Source organism: Kribbella amoyensis, from assembly GCF_007828865.1.
In the GTDB taxonomy this organism is placed as follows: Bacteria; Actinomycetota; Actinomycetes; order Propionibacteriales; family Kribbellaceae; genus Kribbella; species Kribbella amoyensis.
The window spans coordinates 124936-145951 of sequence record NZ_VIVK01000003.1 but is presented as its reverse complement, the minus strand read 5'-3'; the positions used below and the strand labels follow the sequence as shown (position 1 = coordinate 145951).

Here is a 21016-nt window from a genome sequence, read left to right as displayed (position 1 = left end):
ATCTTGTCTAACAATTCTGGCACCACCTCGCCGATCCGGAAGGGACCGCCGATGCGCGCAGAATCCGACACAGCGCCCGAGCAGGCTCTCGCGAACGACCAGGCTCCCGACCAGACTCCTGAGCAGACTGCCGACCAGGCTCCGGTCGACGAGCAGGTGTTCGTGGACGCGCGGGCCGAACGGAGCCCGGACTGGCCGGACCGGGCGACCCGGTGGGCGCAGATCACGCTCGCCGAGGACGACCCCGAGCACTTCGATCTCGACTTCTGGCTGGACCTGATGCGGGACAGCCGGTCGAACGCGACCTGCATCAGCGCGGGCGGGTACATCGCGTACTACCCGACCACGATCAAGTACCACTACCGCAGCAAGTACCTCGGCGACACCGACCCGTTCGGCGCCCTGGTCGACGGCGCTCGCGGACTCGGGATGAGCGTGATGGCGCGCGTCGATCCGCACGCCGTGCACGCGGACGCCGCCGACGCGCATCCGGACTGGCTGGCCCGCGACATCGACGGCAACCCGCTCGAGCACTGGGCGCACCCGGACATCTGGCTGACCTGCGCGTACACCACGTACCACAGCGAGTTCATCACCGAGGTGGCCCGCGAGATCGTCCGCGAGTACGACGTCGACGCGGTGTTCGCGAACCGGTGGGAGGGGTACTACGGCATCTCCTACAGCGAGGCGGCACGCCGGTCGTTCCGGGACGAGACCGGGCTCGAACTGCCGGCCAAGGAGTACGGGGAGAACTGGCACGAGTACGTCGGCTGGCGGCGCCGGCACCTGAGCCGGCTGGTGACGATCTGGGACGAGGCGGTCCGCGATCTTCGTCCGCACGCCCGCTTCATCCCGAACCTCGGCGCCCTCGGCGCGCGCGATCTCGACCGCGAACAGGTCGAACGGCACTATCCGATCTTCTTCATCGACAAGCAGGGCCGGTCCGGTACCGAGGCGCCGTGGTCGGCGGGCCGCAACGGCAAGCGGAACCGCGGGGTGTTCCCGGATCGCCCGGTCCGGCTGATCACCTCGGTCGGTCCGGAGCACCACCAGTACCGGTGGAAGGACTCGGTCGCGCCGGCCGAGGAGACGAAGACGTGGATTGTCGACGGTTTCGCGCACGGTGCGCTGCCGTGGTTCACGAAGTTCAACGCGAGTGTCCCGGATCGGCGGTGGGTGCCGCCGGTGGTCGAGGCGTTCACCTTGCACGCTCAGGTTGAACCGGTGCTCGAAGATCTGCGGATCACGGCCGAGGTGGCGCTCGTCGATCCCACCCGGGCCGGGCAGTTGCGAGCCGGCGAGAAGGTCTCCCAGCACGATGACGGGTTCTACCAGGCGCTGGTCGAGGCGCGGGTGCCGTTCGAGTTCGTGTCCGACCAGGCGCTGACCGCGGACCGGCTGAACCAGTACAAGGTGCTCGTGCTCGCGAACGCGGAGCAGCTCGGCGACGACCAGTGCGCCGCCCTCCGCGCGTACGTCGAGCAGGGCGGGTCGCTGGTCGCGGCGTACCAGAGTTCGCTGTTCGACGAACGAGGGGAAGTGCGCGCCGACTTCGGTCTGTCGGACGTACTCGGGATTCACCTGGTCGAGCCGAGCCGGGCGGTGAAGAACAACTACATCGCGTTGACCGACGAGCACCGGCTGAACGAGGGCTTCGGGGACACGACCCGCATCATCGGCGGCACCGAGATCCTCGGGATCGAAGCGGATCCGGACGCCGTGGTGCCGTTCCGCTTCATCCCGGACTTCCCGGATCTGCCGATGGAAGAGGTGTACCCGCGGAAGGGGCCCGATCGGCCGGGTGTGGTGTGCCGCGAGCACGCCGGTGGTGGGCGGACGGTGTACTTCCCGTTCAACCTGGGCGCGATCTTCTGGGAGGCGCTGCAGTCGGATCACGGCCGGCTGATCGCGAACGCGGTCGCCTGGGCCCTCGGCAAGGACCCGGACGTGACCGTCGAAGGCGCCGGTCTGGTCGACGTCGCCGTCCATCAGGGCGAGGGCCAGGTGGCCGTTGCCCTGGTCAACCTCACCAACCCGATGGCGATGCGCGGACCGATCCGCGAAACCCTTCCGCTCCCGCCGCAGACCGTCACGGTCGCCCTGCCCACGGATCCGGCCGGGGTCGAGGTGAGACCGAAGGTGCGGCTGGTGGTCGCCGGGGTGGACGTGGAGCCGATTGTCGACAATCAGCGGGTCGTGGTCACGATTCCGACCGCCGGCCTGCTCGAGATCGTGCACGTGGACTGGAGGCAGTGATGCGGATCGGATTTGTCGGACTGGGCGTGATGGGACGCCCGATGGCCCGCAACCTGGCGGCGGCCGGGCACGACCTCGCGCTGTACCGGGCGAAACCGGACGTCGACGGGCACGCCTGCGAGTCGGCGGCGGACGCGGCCGAGCGGTCGGAGGTCGTGATCCTGATGCTTCCGGACACGCCTGATGTCGACAATGCACTCTTCGGCGCGGACGGCGTCGCCGAGGGACTGAAGCCCGGATCGCTGGTGATCGACATGAGCTCGATCTCGCCGACCGCGACGAAGACTTTCGCGCGGCGGATCGAGGAGCTCGGCTGCGAGTACCTGGACGCGCCGGTGTCCGGTGGTGAGGTCGGGGCGCAGCAGGCGACGCTGACGATCATGGTCGGCGGCCGGCCGGAGGTGTTCGAGCGGGCCCGGCCGATCTTCGAGGTGCTCGGGAAGAACGTGACGCTGATCGGCGGTCCCGGTGCCGGGCAGACCGCGAAGGTCGCCAATCAGATCGTCGTCGGGTTGACCATCGAGGCGGTCGCGGAGGCGTTGCTGTTCGCCGAGAAGGCGGGCGCCGATCCGGCCGTCGTGCGGGAGGCGTTGCTCGGTGGGTTCGCCTCGTCGCGGATCCTCGAACTGCACGGTGAGCGGATGATCAACCAGGCCTTCGATCCCGGCTTCCGGATCCGGCTGCATCGCAAGGACCTCGCGCTCGCGATCCAGGCCGCGAACGAACTGGACCTCGCGCTCCCCAACACGGCCGCCACCCAGCAGCTGATGAACGCGGCGATCGCGGACGGCGACGGCGACCTCGACCACTCCGCCCTGCACCGAACCCTCCGCCGGGGCAAATCGTGAAGCCGGCGGAAGCGGTCGGGTTCGGGGAGGTGACGCCGGCGCCGGAGGGAGAGCCGGGCGAGGTGGTGGGGGAGAAGGCGGAGCGGGCGTTGTGGTGGCAGGAACCGTTCCGGATGTTCCAGACGAACCTGCGCGAGATCGACGCGGGCCTCGATGTCGAGGAGGTGCTGGACTACCTGGTGGAGTTCGGCGCCGACACCTGGCTGCTGAGCGTCGGCGGGATCCTGTCCAACTATCCGACCGACCTCGACTTCCAGACCCGCAACCCGTACCTCGCGCAGCGGGCTTCGGGTGACCTCGTCGGCGACGCGGTGCAGGCGGCGAGCCGGCGCGGGATCCGGGTGATGGGCCGGATGGACTTCTCCAAGATCGACCACCGGCGGGCCGAGCGACATCCCGAGTGGTGCTTCGTCGACGTGGCCGGCGATCCGCAGGTCTACAACGGGCTGACCAGCGTCTGCCCGAGCGGCGACTACTACCAGGTGAAGCTGTTCGAGGTCCTCGACGAGGTGCTCGACCGCTATCCGATCGACGGCTTCTTCTGCAACTGGATGTCGTTCAACGAGGTCGACTACAGCCGCCGGAACCGCGGGGTCTGCCACTGTCTCGCCTGCACCGCCCGGTACGCCGCGTACGCGCCCGGCGAGAGTCTTCCGGAGGGCAAGGAGTCACCCGGGTACGAGACGTGGCAGCGGTTCTCGCGGGAGGTGCTGGCCGAGCTCACCGGCCGGATCCGGGACCACCTCGCGCGCCGACGGCCGGAGGCGCCGCTGGTGCTCGGGGATCGCGCGGACATCGTCTTCCACGAGGCGAACAACGCGGTCGGCCGGCCGTTGTGGCACCACCGCACCAGCGAGGCGGTGAGCGCGGCGAAGACGTACCGGCCGACGGTGCCGGTGCTGACGAACTCGGTCGGCTTCGTGGACATGCCGTACCGGTCGGCGGGCGAGGAGCCGCACCACTTCGCGCAGTACCTGGTGCAGGCGATCGCGCGCGGTGCCAACCCGTCGACGTACATCATGGGTACGCCTGTCGACAATCCTTATGCCTGCTTGGGGATCGCGGGTGAGCTGACCAGATTCCACCGCGACCAGCACGAGGTGTACCGCGGGCTCGGGCCGGCCGCGGAGACGTTGCTGGTGCGGCCGGACCAGTTCAAGCCGGGTGCGACCAGGGAGTTCCAGGGGCTGTACCTCGCCCTGGTCCAACGGCACGTCCCGTTCGACGTCGTCCCCGAGGAACGGCTCGCCGAGGTGGAGCTGGCCAGGTACCGCGCGGTCGTGCTGCCCGATCTCGGCGGACTCGCGCCGGCCTCCGCGCAGGCGGTCGACGCGTACTGCCAGGGCGGCGGCGCGGTGGTTGCCACGGGCAACAGCGGGGTGATCGCCGAGGAGATCCAGCTCGCCTGCCTTCCGGCGACCCGCAGGCTCGCGAGTCACGACACCGAAGAGGCGACCAGGTCCCTCCACCTCCGCACCACCCCGACGGGGGTGCGGGGGGCGAGTGGGGTGGGTGGAACGGCGGGCGTCGGCGATGGTCGGATTGTCGACAACGGGATTGTGCCCGTGGTCGGGGCGTTCGATGTGGTCGAGCCGAAGGCAGGGGCCGAGCTGGGGCTACTCGCGTTGTCGCGCGCTCCCTACGGCCCGCCGGAAAAGTGTTACGGGCATCTGGAGCTCGAGCATCCCGGCCGGCTGCGCGCGGAGTACGGGAAGGGCCGGGCCGTGATGTTGCCGTGGACCGTCGGCCGCGCGTATCGCGAGGTCGGGTTGTCGGCGCAGCGGGATCTCTTCGTGGACGAGGTCGTCCGGGCCGGGGGTCCGCAGGTCGCGACCGGGCTGCCCGAACAGGTGGAGATCGTGCTCGGCCGATCCGCGGCCGGGACGGTGATCCATCTGCTGAACAGATCGGGCGACGCCGACCAGCGGTTCGCCGCGCCGCTGCCGATCGCGAGTACGTGGTTGTCGCTGCCGGGCCTCACGGGCGAGATCGAGGCGCTCTGCTCGGGCGAGCGGCTGCCCGTGGTCGACGGCCGCGTCCAGCTGCCCGAGCTGGGCCTGTTCGAGGTCCTCGTCGCCCGCTCATAACCGGAACCAGTAGCTGAGACCGCGTTCGCACGCGTCTGGCGTGCAAGATTGTCAAACAACTATGCATGACCTCTTGACCGTCATGTGATCGAAACAAACAATGATCGGAAACCGCCGCCCGGGGGTCGTGAGGCGAAACCCGAAACTGAGGAACGGGAGATCGAGATGACCGGACTTGATCGGCGAGGGTTTCTGAAGCTCGCCCTGGGAACGACCGCGGTGGGTCTGTCCGCCGCGGCGGTGGCCGGCTGTGGCGGGACCGGCGGTGGCGCCGGCGCCGGAGAAGGCGGGAAGACCACCCTGCGGTACGCCTGGTGGGGCAACAACATCCGCCAGCAGAACTACACCAAGGCGCTGCAGCAGTTCACCGCCGCGAACACCGACATCGGGATCGAGCCCGAGTTCGCCGACTACACCGCGTTCCAGGAGCGGATGACGACCCAGATCGCCGCCCGCGAGGTCCCGGAGATCTTCTGGATCGCCTCGCCGCAGGTGATGACGTACGCCAAGAGCAAGCTGTACCGCAAACTCGACGACATCCCGACGCTGAAGTGGGACGACTACAGCGAGCAGGACCTGGAGACGTTCAAGCTCGGTGGCGAGCTGAACACGTTGCCGTTCGGCATCTTCGTCCCGGTGATCCGCTACAACGAGACGGTCGCCAAGGCGGACAGCGTCACCCTGCCCGCCGAGGGCGCCGGCTGGACCTGGGACTCGCTCGCCGAGCTGCTCGTTGCCTACAGCAAGAACAACCCCGGCAGGCGCAAGGGCGTGCCGTACACCCCCGACCACGACCTCACCTTCGAGGCCTGGCTGCGGCAGCACGGCGAGCAGTTGTGGACCGAGGACGGCCAGGTCGGGTTCACCGTCGACGGCCTGGGCAGCTGGCTGGAGTGGTGGGAGAAGCTGCGCAAGGCCGGGGCCGCGCTGTCGCTGAGCGAGCAGGAGGGGATGGGTCCGGACTGGGCCCAGGTCGGCAAGAAGGTGCTGGTCAACTTCGGCAACTCCAACCACATCATCGACGACGCGAAGATGTTCCCCAAGGAGGTGTTCCGGCTCCGGGCGATGCCGGCCGACGCCGACGCGACCAGCGGGCACAAGTACCTGTACTTCCCGCGGATGGCGATCTACCAGCGGATCGAGGACGGCAAGGTCGAGGCGGCCGGCAAGGTGCTCGACTACAACGTCAACAACCCGGAGATGCTGAAGACGGTCCGGCTGACGATGGGCGCGCCGACGAACCCGAAGGTGGCCGAGGCGTCGAAGGCGTTCGCGACCGCGGACGAGAAGGAGATGCTGGCGGTGGTCGAGAAGGACCGGGCCGCCGAGCGCAAACCGCGGTACGAGGCGCCGCCCGGGTCGAGCACCTGGCGGACCACGATGGCGCGGGTCTGTGAGGAGATCGCGCTCGGCCGGAGCAGCGTGCCGGACGGGGCGAAGAAACTCGTCGACGAGATCGCCGCCGGGATCAAGCGGGCGCAGTGATCTCGCCATGCTGACCGACGAGGACCGCCAGGTCCGCGCGGCCCCCGAGCAGGAGGAGCCGGCCGCACCGACGAAGCGGCCGGCGTTCCACCTCAACCGGCAGGGCCGCGCCGCGCACATCTTCCTGATCCCGTGGCAGCTCGGCTTCCTGCTGATCACCGCGGTCCCGCTGTTCGCCTCGCTCTACCTGGCGTTCACCGACTACGACATCCTCAACCCGCCGGAGTGGACCGGCCTGGAGAACTTCCGCCGGATGGTCCAGGACGACCAGTTCTGGGCCTCGGTCAAGGTGACCCTGGTGTACGTCCTCGTCTCGGTCCCGCTGCAACTCGGGTTCGCGTTGCTGCTCGCGCTGATCCTGGACCGCGGGCTGAAGGGGCTGGCGTTCTACCGCAGCGCCTTCTACCTGCCGTCGCTGCTCGGGACCAGCGTCGCGATCGCGATCCTGTGGCGGGAGATCTTCGGCGACGACGGCCTGATCAACAAAGGGCTCGGGCTGCTCGGGATCCAGGGTGAGAGCTGGCTGCAGAACCCGAACACCGCGCTGGCCACGCTGATCGTGCTGAACGTGTGGACGTTCGGGTCGCCGATGGTGATCTTCCTGGCCGGCCTGCGGCAGATCCCGGACGAGCTGTACGAGGCGGCCAAGGTGGACGGCGCCGGCGTGTGGCGGCAGTTCACCCACGTCACGATTCCGCTGCTGACGCCGATCATCTTCTTCAACCTGATCCTGCAGACGATCGGCGCGTTCCAGACCTTCACCCAGGCGCACATCGTCAGCGGCGGGACCGGCGGCCCGGCGAACTCGACGTTGTTCTACACCCTGTACGTCTACCAGCAGGGGTTCGTCGCGTTCGACATGGGCTACGCGTCCGCGCTGGCCTGGGTACTGATGGTCGCGATCGCCGCGATCACCGCGCTGCACTTCCTGGTCTCGAAGTACTGGGTCTTCTACGGAGACAACTGATGACCACCACCACGGACCACCCCACGACCGCCGCCGCAGCGGTCTCCAGTCCGCCGCCGACCCGCGAACGCCGGATCAAGGCCGCGCTCAAGCACACCGGGCTGCTCGTGTTCGTCGCGTTCATGGTCTATCCGCTGGTCTGGATGGTGGTGAGCGCGTTCAAACCGGCCGACCAGATCCTCACCGAGCCGGGCATCGTCCCGACCGAGCTGACGCTGGACAACTTCAAGGACGGCTGGCACGCGCTGAACCGGCCGTTCTCGGTGTTCTTCGCGAACTCGCTGCTGGTCACGCTCGGCTCGATCGTGGGCAACCTGTTCAGTTGCTCGCTGACCGCGTACGCGCTGGCCCGGCTGCAGTTCCGGATGCGCAAGGTGTACTTCGCGATCACGCTCGCCTCGGTGATGCTGCCGTTCCACGTGCTGGTGATCCCGCAGTACATCTTCTTCTCCCAGTTCGGCCTGGTGAACACGTACTGGCCGCTGCTGATCCCGAAGTTCCTGGCCACCGACGCGTTCTTCGTGTTCCTGATGGTGCAGTTCATCCGGACCCTGCCGCGGGAGCTCGACCGGGCCGCGTGGATCGACGGCGCCGGGCCGTTCCTGACCTTCTGGTACGTCATCCTGCCGTTGATGCGACCGGCCCTGGTGACGACGACGATCTTCACCTTCATCTGGACCTGGAACGACTTCTTCGTGCCGCTGATCTACCTGACCAGGACCCAGGCGTTCACGGTCCCGGTCGCGTTGAACTCGATGGTGGACTCGGAGACGCAGAGCGGGGTGGGCATGCTGTTCGCGATGTCGCTGCTGTCCCTGCTGCCGATCCTGGTGTTCTTCGCGTTCGCGCAGAAGTACCTGATCCGGGGGATCGCGACGACGGGACTGAAATGATCATTGTTGCTGTTGGCAAGGAGAAGCCGGCGTTGACGGCGGCCGCGGCCGCCGTGGACCTGCGGTACGTCGAGGACTGGACGGACGTACCGGCCGACCTGGTCGAGTCGATGGCGGCCGTGATCGGCCGGGTCCCGGGCGAGGTGCTCGCGCGGGCGCCGAAGCTGCGCTGGGTCCACAGCCCGGCCGCCGGGGTGGACGCGGATCTCACCCCGCAGATGCTCGGCTCCGACGTGGTCCTCACCTCGTCGGCGGGCAACGGCGCGATCCCGTTGGCCGAGCACGCGATGCTGCTGATGCTCATGCTGAACCGGGACGTGCCGAGGTGGATGCGGGCCCAGGCCGATCGCCGGTGGGAACGGTTCACCCACGGGGAACTCGCCGGCCTCACCCTCGGGATCTACGGGCTCGGCAACTCCGGGATCGACCTGGCCCGCAAGGCGAAGGCGTTCCACCTGCGCGTGGTCGGCGTACGTCGGCGACCCGACGAGCCCTCGCCGTACGTCGACCAGGTGTACGGCGAGGACGGGCTGGACGCGATGCTGGCCGAGTCCGACTTCGTCGTGGTCACCGCGCCGAACACCCCGGCGACGGCGGGCCGGTTCGGTGCCGACGCGTTCGCCCGGATGAAGGACACGGCGTACTTCGTCTGCATCTCGCGCGGTGGTATCGCGGACGACGACGCGCTGCTCGAGGCCCTGCGGTCCGGGCAGATCGCGGGAGCCGGACTGGACGCGCACGGGGTCGAGCCGTTGCCGCCGGAGAGCCCGTTCTGGGAGCTGCCGAACGTGATCGTGACACCACACAACGGCGCGACCAGCGAGGGCACCGTACGGCGTGGCGAGCAGATCGTGCTGGAGAACCTGCGACGCTTCCTGGCAGGGGAGGACCTGCTCAACGTGGTCGACAAGGCGGCCGGGTACTGATCCAACGGTCGCAGACTGGTTGACGAGTACACTTGCCTGACCATTCGATGGAAAGGGGGTGCCGGGTGGCCACCGATGCGAGCCTGCAACTCGGGCCGTCCTCGCTGACCGAGGCGCTCTACGAGTCGGTGCGCAAGCGCATCGTCAACGGGGACATCCCGCAGGGGGAGAAGCTCACCGAGGTCCGGCTGGCGACGGAGTACAACGTGGCCCGGCCGACCGCGAAGGCGGTGCTGGAGCGGCTCACCGCGCTCGGCCTGCTCCGCCGGACCGCGCACAAGACGGCGGTCGTCCCGGTGCTCGACGAGGACGAGATCCGCGACCTGTTCTTCAGCCGGGTGACGATCGAGCGGGCCGCGGTAGCGTCGCTGGCCGCCACCGGGGAGGTCCCGCCGGCCGCCGCGAAGGCGCAGGTGGCGATCGAGTACGCCGCGCGCGACCGGCTGTTCGAGAACCAGGTGGAGGCCGACATCGCCTTCCATTCGGCGCTCGTGGCCGGGGTCGGCAGTCTGCGGCTGTCCCGGATGCACGAGCTGATCATCGGCGAGGTGCACCTCACGATGGGCCAGTACCAGGCGCATCGGACCGCGAACCCGACCAACGTCGCCGAGGAGCACGCCGCCGTCCTGAAGGCCATCGAGGACGGCGACCCGGTCGCGGCCGGCGAGCATCTCGCCTACCACCTCGAGCAGGCCCAGGGCCGCCTGCTCAGCTCACTGCACAAGGACTGACCCGCCTCACACCCGGTCGTGCCGGAGCAGGACCGTCCGGTCGTCGAAGCTGCGCGACTAGCACCAGCTTCGGCATCTCCCGCCACACCGGCGCGAACTCCATGGCGTGCTGGTCGGCGTCCGTCGCGTCCGCCCGCGGCCAGTACGACGACATCATCTCCCACACCGTACGGCCGTAGAGGAAGATCCCGGACCGCTCGGTCAGGCCCATCGAGTAGGCCGCGAGCTCCGGGCCGAGCTGGGCCCAGTCGAACTCGCCGTTCGGTCCCTCGATGAAGCCGTCGAGGGACTGGTGGACGTAGTACATGATCTTGCGCATGATCCGCTCCTGGGGTTGGCGTCTGCCGTCCTGCTGTCGGTGATCGGTCGGAGCCGGTCGGGCGGCTTTGACATCGGCCCCCATTGACTATTGGCGTGGGCAGCGGGAGTCTCGCTGAGACGGGCCTGGGGGAGGTCCGGTGGTCGTCGGGGGCGGTGGGCTGGATTCGCTGGGGGACTTCTCGCGCCGGGTCGGCGGCCGGCCGGTCTGATCGGTGCGGCCACGGGCACGTGCCGACGGCATCTTGGCTGCCAGCGGGGCTGTGGAGGAGTACGTGATGGGGGACTACACGATCGAGGACCTGAGGGAGCGGGTCCGTGGCGCGGTGTACACCGAGAGCGACGACGGGTACGACCAGGCGCGCAAGGTCTACAACGCGATGATCGACAGGAGGCCACGGGTCGTCGTGCGGTGTGAGAACGCCGGCGACGTGATGGCCACCGTGGGGTACGCGGCCGAGAACGGTCTCGAGCTCGCGGTCCGGGGCGGATCGCACAGTGTGCCCGGGTTCGGCACCGTGGACGGCGGCGTGGTCGCCGATCTGAGTGGGATGCGCAACGTCCGCGTGGACCCGGTGAACCGGACGGCGCGGGCCGGCGGCGGGGCGACCTGGGGCGACTTCAACGCCGCGACGCACGCGTTCGGGCTGGCCACGACCGGCGGCATCATCTCGACCACCGGCGTCGGTGGGCTCACCCTCGGCGGCGGGATCGGGTACCTCGACCGCGGCCTCGGGCTGTCCTGCGACAACCTGGTCTCGGCCGACGTGGTGACCGCGGACGGCCGGTTCCTGATCGCGAGCGAGAAGGACAACGAGGACCTGTTCTGGGCGATCCGCGGTGGTGGCGGCAACTTCGGCGTGGTCACCGCGATGGAGTTCCGGCTGGCTCCGGTCGAGACGATCTACGGCGGCCCGATGGTGTTCGAGCTGTCGGACGCGCCGGCGGTGCTGTCCGGGTTCCGCGAACTCATCCAGGACGCGCCGGAGCAGCTCGGCGGGTTCCCGGCGTTCCAGATCGCGCCGCCGCTGCCGTTCATCCCGGAGAACCGGCACGGGGAGCCGTTCATCCTGATCGTCGGCTGCTGGGCCGGGGACCTGAACCAGGGTGAGGCGCAGATCGCCAAGTTCCGGGACTTCGCCCCGCTGGTCGCCGAGCACGTCGGGCCGATGCCGTACCCGGCCCTGAACAGCGCGTTCGACGCTCTCGTGCCGCCGGGACTGCAGCACTACTGGAAGGCGAACTTCGTCACCGAGCTGACCGACGGCGCGATCGAGGCGCACCTGCAGCACGCGCCGAACCTGCCGGCGGTGAACTCCACGGTGCACATCTACCCGATCAACGGCGCCTGCCACCGGGTCCCGGCCGACGCGACCGCGTTCGCGTACCGGGACGCCACCTTCGCGACGGTGATCGCGGGGATGTGGCCGGATCCGGCGCAGAACGAGGCGAACATCGCCTGGGTCCGCGGGTACTCCGACGCGCTCGCGCCGCACTCGGAGTCCGGTGGGTACGTCAACTTCATGGCCGGCGACGACCAGGGCCGGATCGCGGACAACTACAAGGGGAACTACTCCCGGCTGGTGGAGGTGAAGCGCAAGTACGACCCGGGCAACCTGTTCCACCTGAACCAGAACATCGCGCCCTGATCAGTCCGTCCCGCGCTGCCAGAGTGCGGCGTGCGCCCGGCCGACCTGGACGAAGGTCGCGCCGGGGTACGCCGCGCCGTACACCCGCTCGAACCCGTCCCGATCGAGGTAACGGTCGCTGACCCGGTGGTCGAGCCACGGCCCCGTCGAGAGCCGGAAGATCTCCCAGGCCTCGGCGGGACCACGGTTCACCAGGTTGCGCGCGAACTTGCGGACCTCGCCGCCGTACAGCCACCAGCGCGGCGTGGACGGGTGCTTGGACACCGTGTCGGCGAGGGCGATCCGGCCGTCCGGGGCGACCAGGCCGCGGATATGCCGGAGCGCCGCGGGGAGATCGGGGACGTGGTGCAGCGTGGCCGAGCTGAGGACGAAGTCGTAGCTGCCGGCGACGTCGAACACGCCGGCCTCGCGGTACTCGATGTTCGGCCGGGCTCGTTTGCGCTGCGCCAGCCGGACCATCGCGCCGGACAGGTCGACCGCGTCGACGTGCTCGAACACCTCGGCCAACAGGACCGAGTGCCGGCCGGCGCCGCAGCCGAGGTCGAGCGCGCGCCGCCCGGTGGCCGGCAGGATCGAGGGCAGCCAGTCGCCGACCGGGTCGGTGCTCAACTCACCCAGCCGGTCGTACCGCTCGGCCAGGTGGTCGAACGACTGCGCCTCTTCCCACGACAACACCCGCCGCCCCTTCTCGTGCTCGCTCACAGAGAAAGGACGCGGGCCACCGGCGTAATAGTTGGCTGGGTACGGCGGGATATTTTCCGCCGTACCCAGCCGTCCGGGCGTCACCGCCCCGGGCTCAGGCCTTGGGGGCCAGCTTGTGCACGATGATGCCGGACTTGAAGGTGGTCGAGCCGAGCAGCTCCAGGTGGGTGATGTCGACGTCGGGCAGCATCTGCTGGCCGCCGGCCACCACCGGGAAGACCCAGAAGTGGTACTCGTCGACCAGCTTGTGCTCCAGCAGCGTCTTGGAGAATTCGCCGGTGCCGTACTTCAGCAGGTTGCCGCCGTCTTCCTCCTTGAGCTTGCGGACCGCCTCGACCACGTCGCCCTGCAGCAGTTCGGCGTTCCAGGTGGTCTCGGTGAGGGTGCGGGACGCGACGTACTTCGGCATCGCGTTGAAGCTGTCCGCGACCGGGTCGCCGGCCCGCTCGGTCCAGGCCTCGGCGAACGCCTCGTAGGTCTCCCGGCCGAGCAGCAGCGCCTCGGTGCCCTCCATCAGGGTGGTGGAGTAGCCGGCGTGCTCCTCGTCCCAGTACGGGCCGCTCCAGTTCTGCGGGTTGTCGATGACACCGTTGAGGGTGATGAAGGTGGACTCGATGATCTTGCGCATGACGGTGTTCCTTTCGGGGTTTCAGGGTTGGTAGGGGTGCTCGTCGCGGGCGGTGCGGAGTGCACGCGCCCACCAGACGAGCTGGTCGAGCGTGGTCTTGACGGCGGCCTCGTACCCGGTGCCGGGCCGGGGCCAGCTGCCGTCGGCGGCGAACTGTTCCCAGTAGCAGGGCAACGTGACCGTGTTCCGGATGGCGACCGCGTGCAGTTCGGTGAAGACCTGCCGCAGCTGGGCCGCGGCGTACAGGCCGCCGGTCTCCCGGCCGTAGCTGACGATCGCGACCGGCTTGGCGTGCCACTCCTGGTAGTACCAGTCCAGTGCCGTCTTCAGCGGTGCCGGGAAGCTGCTGTTGTACTCCGGGGTGACCACCGCGAACGCGTCCGCCGTCGCGAGCCGCGGAGCCAGGTCCGCGACCTTCGCCGGAAGCGGCTCGTCGGTGTCGGCGAGCGTCGGCGGCAGGGCGGTGACGGCGAGGTCGATCAGGTCGGTCTCGAGGTCGCCCCGGCGGTCCGCCCGGCCGGTGAACCACTCGGCGACCGTCGGGCCGAACCGCCCGTTCCGGGTGCTTGCGACGATCACCGCCAGTCGTAGCCTCATCTCCACCTCCTCCGTGCTGTCCGTGCTGTCCTTGCTGTTGAGGAAGACTCTGCCGGGTCGGGTTTACGGTTTCTTTCCGGTCCTGCGCGACCGGCCGGAAAGATAGGGTGCCGCCATGCGTTTCGGGGTGCTGGGACCGGTGACGGCCTGGACGGACGGTGGCGAGGCGGTCACCGTACCGGGGTTGAAGGTGCGCGCGTTGCTCGCCGATCTGCTCTTGCACGAGGGCCGCCCGGTTCCCGCCGACCGGCTGATCGACGACCTGTGGGGCGACGACCTGCCCGGCAACCCCGCCGGCACACTGTCCGCCAAGGTGTCCCAGCTGCGCCGCGCGTTCGAGGACGCCGAGGCAGGGAGCCGCGCGCTCGTGATGTCCGGCCCGGCCGGGTACTCCTTGAAGGTCGACAGCGGCTCGTACGACGTACTGCGCTTCCGCACGCTGCTCGAGCAGGGCCGTCTGGAGGACGCACTCGGGGTGTGGCGCGGACCGGCGTACGCGGACTTCGCGGACGAGGCGTTCGTGGAGACCACGGTCGCCCGGTTGAACGAGGAGCGGCTCACCGCGCAGGAGCAGTACTACGAGGCACACAGCGACAACGTCAGCGAGCTGGCGGACCTCGTTGCCCAGCACCCTCTACGTGAGCGGCTCCGTGCCGCGCACATCAAGGCCCTGTACCGCGCGGGTCGGCAGAGCGAGGCCCTGGACAGCTACGAGCAGCTGCGCCGGTTGCTGGCCGAGGAGCTGGGCCTGGATCCGAGTCCGGAGCTGGTCGCGTTGCAGCAGGCGATCCTCACCCAGGAACTCCCGCAGCGCCGGAGCAACCTCCCAGCCCAGTTGACGGACCTCATCGGTCGAGAGGACGCGCTGAGCGAGATCCGGACCCGGCTGACCGAGGACCGCCTGCTGACGTTGACGGGTCCGGGTGGCGTCGGCAAGACCCGGCTCGCGCTGGCGGTCGCGGACAACGTCGCAGGGTCTTTCGCTGATGGAGTGGCGCTGGTCGAGCTGGCCGCGGTCGCGCCCGATGCGCTGGACGTGGACGGTTCGCTGATGGACGCGCTGCAGGTCGCCCTGGATCTGCGGGAAGCGGCGGATGCCGGCGCCGTGGTGATGGACCGGCTCGCTTCGGCGCTGGGGAATCGGCTGCTTGTGCTGGACAACTGCGAGCACGTGATCGACGAGGCCGCCGCGCTGGTCGATCGGCTGCTGGCGCGCGCCCCGGATCTGCGGGTCCTGGCCACCAGCCGCGAACCGTTGGGTCTCACCGGTGAAGCGGTGTGGGCGGTGCCACCACTGGGTGTGCCGGGCGTCTCGGACTCGCTGGAGGAGCTGCAGTCGTCGAGTGCGGTGGAGCTGTTCGTTGCCAGGGCGACCGCGGCTGATCGGGCGTTCAAGCTCGACGCGCAGACCGCGTCGGCGGTGGCGGTGTTGTGCCGGCGGCTGGACGGGATTCCGTTGGCGCTGGAGCTGGCCGCGACGCGGGTGCGGGCGCTGGGCGTCTCGGGGTTGGTCGCCCGGTTGGACGACCGGTTCCGGCTGCTCGCCACCGGGCATCGCGGGGCCGCGCCGCGTCAGCAGACGTTGATGGCGATGATCGACTGGTCCTGGGAGCTGCTGAGTCCCGCGGAGCAGACGGTACTGCGGCGGCTCGCGGTCCACGCCGACGGCTGTACCGCGGACGCTGCGGAGCAGGTGTGCTCTGTTTCCGATGACGTGCTGGACATCTTGGTGCGACTGGTGGACCGATCGCTCCTGGTTGCGGTGCACGGCTCGGACGGACCGCGGTACCGGCTGTTGGAGTCGGTTGCGGCGTACTGCGTGGAGAAGCTGCACGCCGAGGGGGAGTACGACGTGGTGCGCGAGCGGCATCGCCGGTACTACGTGGAGTTCGCGGAGTCGGCGAGGCCCGGGCTGTACGGCGCGGACCAGGGGGAGTGGCTGCAGCGGTTGGACGACGAGGCGGGCAACCTGCGGCTTGCGCTGGACGGTGCCGTGGCCGCGGACGACGTCGTGTCGAGTCAGCGGCTGGTGGATGCGCTGTCCTGGTACTGGTTCCTGCGCGGGCGGTTCGCTGAGGCACGGCGGTCGCTGGAGGCGGTACCGGAGACGCCGGCGCTCGCTGCTTGGCGGGCGGGGTTCATGTACCTGCAGGGCGACAGCGATGCGGCCGGGGTACGGGATCGCTGCACGCCGGACCTGGACGCTCGGTCGACGTGGTGGCTTGCCTTGACGGGCAGCGATTCCGGGGATGTGGCGACCAGCTCCGAGCTGTTGGAGCGCGCGTTGACCGACTTCACGGCGAGCGGTGACCAGTGGGGAGTCGCCGCGGCTCTCGGGGCGCGCGCGAAGCACCAGCACATCCGTTCGGACCTGGTCGCGCTCCGCAGTGATGCGGAGGAGAGTGCGCGGATCTTCCGGTTGCTCGGTGATCGGTGGGGGCTGCTGCAGGCTCTCGAGTGGCTCGGTGCGGGTTCGGAGATGACCGGTGACCTCGCGGAGGCGACCAGGTTGCACACCGAGGCGCTGCGGATGGCGGAGGAACTCGGGCTCTGGCCGGACGTGGCCGGTGAGCTCGGGTGGCTCGGGTGGACCGCGATTCGGCAGGGCGACTACTCGACGGCGCTGGTGCTCGGCGAGCAGGCGCTGCGCCTCGCGACCGAGCAGGGTCACCGTCCGGGTCGGGCGTTGAGCGAGCTGGTCCTGGGGTTCGCCGCTCGTCGTGCAGGGGATCTGGACGTGGCCGAGAAGCGGTTGCAGTCGTTGGTGGACGAGGCTCGTCGGCAGGACGAACCGGTGCTCTACCTGTCGATGGTGCTGTCCGAGTTGGGCGTGACGTTGGAGCTGCGCGGCGAACTGGCCGAGGCGCGACTGTTGCACGGCGAGGCGTACCGGCTCTCGCGGGACTTCGAGTCGCGCCGGGGGATGTGCTGGAGTCTCGAAGGAATCGCGGCGACGCTCGTGTCGGAGGATCCGGTGGTGGCCGCCCAGCTTCTCGGGGCCACCGCCCGGGTCCGCGAGGCCGACGGGTACGCGGTGACGCCGGCGGAGTCGGGTGATGTCGAACGGGTTCGGGACGCGGTGATCGCCGAGCTCGGTGAGCGGTTCGAAGCGGAGTACGGGCGCGAGCTGACGATGGAGGAGGCGTACGCGCTGGTGTCAGGCGTAGAGGTCGCCCTGTAGATACTTCAGGCCCGTGTCCACCGCGATCGTGACGACGGTCTGGTCCGGCCGGAGTTCCTGGGCGAGCTGGATCGCGCCGAGGACGTTCAGCGCGGACGACGTACCCGCGAGGAGGCCGTCGCGCTGGGCGAGTGGCTTCGCGAGTTGGCGGGCCTCGGACTCCTCGATCGCGCGCGCCTCGTCGTAGGTGTTGTTCGTGAGCAACGGCGGGACGATGCCGGTCGCCGTACCCTCCACCCGATGCGGGCCGCCGTGGCCGGCGGTGAGCATGGGTGAGCCGGCTGGTTCGAGGGCGACGATGCGGCCGGTGTGCGGGCGGATCACCTGGACGACGCCGACGAGCATGCCCGCCGTCCCGACCGCCGCTGTGAAGACGTCGAGGGTGGGGAGTTGTTCGAGGATCTCGCGGCCGAGTTCGTTGTAGCCGAGCAGGGCGTCAGTGTTGTTGAACTGGTCCGTCCAGAAGGCGTTGTCGCGCTCGACGACCCGATCCACCTCGTGCCGCATCCGGACGAACAGGTCGGGCGTGATCCGGCCGCCGTCGCTCGGGACGACGACCACGTCCGCGCCGAACGCGCGCATCGTCCGCAGCTTCTCCTCGGCGAACGCGTCCGACGAAACCAGGGTGACCGGGTACCCCTTGATCGCGCAGACGAACGCGAGCGACGACCCGGTACTGCCGCCGGTGTACTCGACCACGCGCTGCCCGGGACGCAGTACGCCTCGCCGCTCGGCGCCCTCGATCATCGCGAGCGCCATCCGGTCCTTGTAGCTTCCGGTGGGATTGCCGCCTTCCACCTTGACCAGCACGCGCGCCGCGTTCTCCGGCACCACATGGCGCAGGCCGATCATGGGCGTCCGTCCGATCGCCTCCAGCGGTGACCCGAGAATCATGGCTCTAGTCTGCGAACACCGCCGGTACCTCGGCAACGATGCGCCGCAACGACCGGTTGAACCGCTGCCGCTCGGTGACCGGCAATCCGTCGAGTACCTGCTCCAGCCGCGCGGTCAGCTCGGCGTGGAACTTCTTCAGCGCCTCGCGGCCGGCCGGGGTCAGCGAGACCCGGACCGCGCGCCGATCCGCGGGATCCGGCGCGCGGACGACGAGACCGCGGTGCTCGGCGCGATCGACGAGGCCGGTCAGGCTCGACTTCTCCAGGCCGAGCGTGCCGGACAACTCGGCCATCCCGACCGACCGGTCCGCCACCGAGCACAGCATCTGCGCCTGCGCCACGGTGAGATCACAGCCGCGCCCGACCTCGGCGTACACGCTCTGCACCAGGAAGGTCAGCCGGACCAGGGCGCTCGCGGTCCCGAGTTCGTCCTGCATCGGTCGGTACCTCTCCTGGCTCTGGTGGTGGCTTGTGAAAGTTCGTGGTGCGAAGTAGTTTGTTCGTCAGTCAAATATTACGTGCCACGAACTAATTGGGCAACGACTCTCGGGCGACGATCGAGGATGGACGATGGACTACGGGCATGAGCTGGTCTTCGGGACGTTCCTGACCCCGGCGGTCGAGCAGCCGCAGCGGGTGATCGCGCTGGCGCAGCTGACCGAGCAGGCCGGTCTGGACCTGGTCACCCTGCAGGACCACCCGTACCAGCCGCGGCTGCTCGACGCGTGGACCCTGCTCAGCGTGATCGCCGCGCAGACGCAGAAGGTCAAGCTGTCCACCAACGTGGCGAACCTGCCGCTGCGCCATCCCGTCGTGCTCGCCCGCAGCGTCGCCGGCCTGGACCTGATCACCGGCGGCCGGATCGAGCTAGGCCTCGGCGCCGGCGGATTCCGCGAGGCGGTCGCGGCGAACAGCGGTCCGGTGCTGACGGCCGGGCAGAGCATCAGCGCGCTGGAAGAGGCGATGACCGTGATCCGCGAGATCTGGACGCCGGAGGGCGGCGGCATCCGGTTCGCGGGCAAGCACTACCAGCTGACCGGCGCGAAGCGCGGCCCGGCGCCGGCGCATCCCGTGGAGATCTGGCTCGGCGCGTACAAGCCGAAGATGCTCGCGCTGACGGGACGGCTGGCCGACGGCTGGCTCCCGAGCGCGGCGTACTCCGGGCCGGAGACGCTGACCGCGATGAACAAGCAGATCGACGAGGCGGCCGTGGAGGCCGGGCGCGATCCGGCTGCGGTGCGGCGGCTGTACAACCTGTCGGGGCGGTTCGGTGGGCGGGGGAGCGGCTTCCTGCAAGGGCCGGAAGAGGTGTGGATCGAGCAGTTGGCGGAGCTGACGCTGACGGAGGGGATGAGCACGTACATCCTCGGCTCGGACGACCCCGACGACATCCGCCGTTTCGCCGACGTCGCCGCGGGCGTCCGTGAGGCCGTCGCCGCTGCTCGCTCAGGCTCAGGTGTCCCAGGCTCAGGCGCTTCGGGGTCGGGTGTTTCGGGGGTGGGCGTCTCCGGCTCAGGGCTGACCGGGGCTGCTTCTGGCTCGGGTTCGGGGGTGGCCGAGGCGCCATCGGGTGGGTTCCCCGTCGTGCCGACGCCGCCGCCCGCGGTACGGCGGAGTGCGGTGCAGCCGTGGGACGAGTCGGATCGGCCCACTGGTCCCGCCTTGGATCCGGCGCGGACGTACACGCAGCAGCAGCTCGCCGGCGGTCAGCACCTGATCGACGTCCACGACCACCTGCGCGCCGAACTCGAGCAGATCCACGACCTGGTCGACCAGGTCGCCGCCGGTTCGCTGGGCGTCGGGCAGGCGCGGTCGCACATCAACACGATGACGATGCGCCAGAACAACTGGACCCTGGGCACCTACTGCGAGTCGTACTGCCGGCTGGTGACCACGCACCACTCGATCGAGGACGCCTCGCTCTTCCCACATCTCCGCCGCGCCGACGCCCGCCTCGAACCGGTCGTCGATCGGCTGGAACTGGAGCACCGCGTCATCCACGACGTCCTGGAAGGCGTGGACAAGGCGCTGGTGGCGCTGGTGGACGGCTCGGGCGACCTCGACGGCCTCCGGGACGCGGTCGACCTCCTCGACGACACCCTGCTGTCGCACCTGTCCTACGAGGAACGCGAACTGGTCGAACCGCTCGCCCGCCTCGGCGTGCTCTGACCGCTGGTCCTACTTCTGGTACTACTTCGCCTCGCCCAGCAGGGACGCGAGGATGTCGAGCAGGCGGAGCGTCGGGGCCTCACCGAGAACGCGGGCGGACGACGTGGCCGGTTCGGCGATCAGCCGGGTCCGCAGCATCTTGAAGTCGCGCACGTTGGCCGGGTGGACGAGATCGCGGTGAACGGCCGCCAGGAACTCCGCCCCGGCCGACGCGTTGCTGTACGTCATCCGGATGAAGCTGTCGCTGACCGGGAAGAGGTACGGCCGCTTCAGGTGCAGCAGCTTCGCCTTCTTCGCGTGCCCGAACCCGCGGTGCCCGGAAAACTTCTCGTCCAGCGCCATCGCGGCCTCGAACAACTCGCTTCCCGGCTCCGCGTCCTCCAGCCGCGCCTCCACCGGGATCGCGGCGAACTCCTTCTCCGCGTCCACCTCGAGTAGCCAGGGGATGTCCAGCGCGCGCAGATCGGCCCCGATCACCATCGTCCGGGCGAGGTCCTCCAACGTCACCCGATCCGGCTCCGACCCGCCGACAAGCGTCATCCCCGGAAGCCCGTCGTAGTACGTCAGCACAGCACCGTTCGACTCGCAGTAGATCCGCAACTGCGCGATGGCCTCGTCCACGACGATCTTCCGACTACCGATGTTCATGAGCCACACCCTCACACTGTTCGTGGCCAACCCGCCAC

18 protein-coding genes are annotated in these 21016 nt (G+C 69.3%); 11 read left to right on the top strand and 7 right to left on the bottom strand.

The features are described 5' to 3' along the window. Positions 1 to 51 precede the first annotated feature (51 nt). The 8 genes from FB561_RS34725 (at position 52) to FB561_RS34690 (ending at position 10193) form a co-directional block, all read left to right on the top strand. Positions 52 to 2256: an alpha-amylase family protein gene (locus FB561_RS34725; RefSeq protein WP_145814325.1), complete on the top strand. Its 2205-nt coding sequence runs from the start codon at positions 52 to 54 to the stop codon at positions 2254 to 2256. Continuing rightward, positions 2256 to 3104 carry a 2-hydroxy-3-oxopropionate reductase gene (locus tag FB561_RS34720; RefSeq protein ID WP_145814324.1) on the top strand — a complete coding sequence of 283 codons (849 nt, stop codon included), beginning with the start codon at positions 2256 to 2258 and terminating at the stop codon, positions 3102 to 3104. The genes FB561_RS34725 and FB561_RS34720 overlap by 1 nt, the downstream gene beginning before the upstream one ends. Continuing rightward, complete coding sequence (locus FB561_RS34715) at positions 3101 to 5191, top strand: alpha-amylase family protein (protein WP_238335303.1); 2091 nt, start codon at positions 3101 to 3103, stop codon at positions 5189 to 5191. The genes FB561_RS34720 and FB561_RS34715 overlap by 4 nt, the downstream gene beginning before the upstream one ends. 165 nt (positions 5192 to 5356) lie before the next feature. Continuing rightward, entirely contained in the window at positions 5357 to 6676 is a 1320-nt protein-coding gene (locus FB561_RS34710) for an ABC transporter substrate-binding protein (RefSeq protein ID WP_145814323.1), read from the top strand. 7 nt (positions 6677 to 6683) lie between these two features. Beyond that, positions 6684 to 7643: a carbohydrate ABC transporter permease gene (locus FB561_RS34705; RefSeq protein WP_145814322.1), complete on the top strand. Its 960-nt coding sequence runs from the start codon at positions 6684 to 6686 to the stop codon at positions 7641 to 7643. Next, on the top strand, positions 7643 to 8536 hold the full coding sequence (locus tag FB561_RS34700) for a carbohydrate ABC transporter permease (RefSeq protein WP_145814321.1): 894 nt from the start codon (positions 7643 to 7645) through the stop codon (positions 8534 to 8536). The genes FB561_RS34705 and FB561_RS34700 overlap by 1 nt, the downstream gene beginning before the upstream one ends. Further along, positions 8533 to 9462 (top strand): D-2-hydroxyacid dehydrogenase, encoded by a 930-nt coding sequence (locus FB561_RS34695; protein ID WP_170284934.1) that lies wholly within the window; start codon positions 8533 to 8535, stop codon positions 9460 to 9462. Before FB561_RS34700 ends, FB561_RS34695 begins: the two co-directional genes overlap by 4 nt. A gap of 65 nt (positions 9463 to 9527) precedes the next feature. Continuing rightward, entirely contained in the window at positions 9528 to 10193 is a 666-nt protein-coding gene (locus FB561_RS34690; protein ID WP_145814320.1) for a GntR family transcriptional regulator, read from the top strand. Here the strand turns inward: FB561_RS34690 and FB561_RS34685 are convergent. Continuing rightward, positions 10171 to 10512, bottom strand: coding sequence for a dihydrofolate reductase family protein (locus tag FB561_RS34685; RefSeq protein ID WP_145814319.1), 342 nt, complete (start codon positions 10510 to 10512; stop codon positions 10171 to 10173). The genes FB561_RS34690 and FB561_RS34685 overlap by 23 nt on opposite strands. Before the next feature lie 277 nt (positions 10513 to 10789). On the opposite strand from FB561_RS34685, the gene FB561_RS34680 reads away from it, so the two are divergent. After that, on the top strand, positions 10790 to 12160 hold the full coding sequence (locus FB561_RS34680) for an FAD-binding oxidoreductase (protein WP_145814318.1): 1371 nt from the start codon (positions 10790 to 10792) through the stop codon (positions 12158 to 12160). Here the strand turns inward: FB561_RS34680 and FB561_RS34675 are convergent, their stop codons facing one another. The 3 genes from FB561_RS34675 to FB561_RS34665 form a co-directional block, all read right to left on the bottom strand. Then, positions 12161 to 12862: a class I SAM-dependent methyltransferase gene (locus FB561_RS34675; protein ID WP_238335302.1), complete on the bottom strand. Its 702-nt coding sequence runs from the start codon at positions 12860 to 12862 to the stop codon at positions 12161 to 12163. It lies immediately after the preceding gene. 94 nt (positions 12863 to 12956) lie between these two features. After that, positions 12957 to 13490, bottom strand: a complete 534-nt coding sequence (locus FB561_RS34670) for a dihydrofolate reductase family protein (RefSeq protein ID WP_145814317.1) — start codon at positions 13488 to 13490, stop codon at positions 12957 to 12959. Positions 13491 to 13511: 21 nt separating this feature from the next. Continuing rightward, positions 13512 to 14087 carry an NADPH-dependent FMN reductase gene (locus FB561_RS34665; protein WP_145814316.1) on the bottom strand — a complete coding sequence of 192 codons (576 nt, stop codon included), beginning with the start codon at positions 14085 to 14087 and terminating at the stop codon, positions 13512 to 13514. Between the two features lie 115 nt (positions 14088 to 14202). On the opposite strand from FB561_RS34665, the gene FB561_RS34660 reads away from it, so the two are divergent. Next, on the top strand, positions 14203 to 17268 hold the full coding sequence (locus FB561_RS34660; RefSeq protein WP_145814315.1) for an AfsR/SARP family transcriptional regulator: 3066 nt from the start codon (positions 14203 to 14205) through the stop codon (positions 17266 to 17268). Here FB561_RS34660 and FB561_RS34655 read toward each other — a convergent pair. Beyond that, on the bottom strand, positions 17245 to 18162 hold the full coding sequence (locus FB561_RS34655) for a PLP-dependent cysteine synthase family protein (RefSeq protein WP_145814314.1): 918 nt from the start codon (positions 18160 to 18162) through the stop codon (positions 17245 to 17247). The genes FB561_RS34660 and FB561_RS34655 overlap by 24 nt on opposite strands. Positions 18163 to 18166: 4 nt before the next feature. Then, entirely contained in the window at positions 18167 to 18598 is a 432-nt protein-coding gene (locus FB561_RS34650; protein WP_145814313.1) for a MarR family winged helix-turn-helix transcriptional regulator, read from the bottom strand. Between the two features lie 133 nt (positions 18599 to 18731). Here FB561_RS34650 and FB561_RS34645 point away from each other — a divergent pair, with 133 nt between their 5' ends. Continuing rightward, entirely contained in the window at positions 18732 to 20330 is a 1599-nt protein-coding gene (locus tag FB561_RS34645; RefSeq protein WP_145814312.1) for an LLM class flavin-dependent oxidoreductase, read from the top strand. A gap of 21 nt (positions 20331 to 20351) precedes the next feature. Here the strand turns inward: FB561_RS34645 and FB561_RS34640 are convergent, their stop codons facing one another. Continuing rightward, positions 20352 to 20978 (bottom strand): DUF6308 family protein, encoded by a 627-nt coding sequence (locus FB561_RS34640; protein ID WP_145814311.1) that lies wholly within the window; start codon positions 20976 to 20978, stop codon positions 20352 to 20354. Between the last annotated feature and the right edge of the window lie 38 nt (positions 20979 to 21016).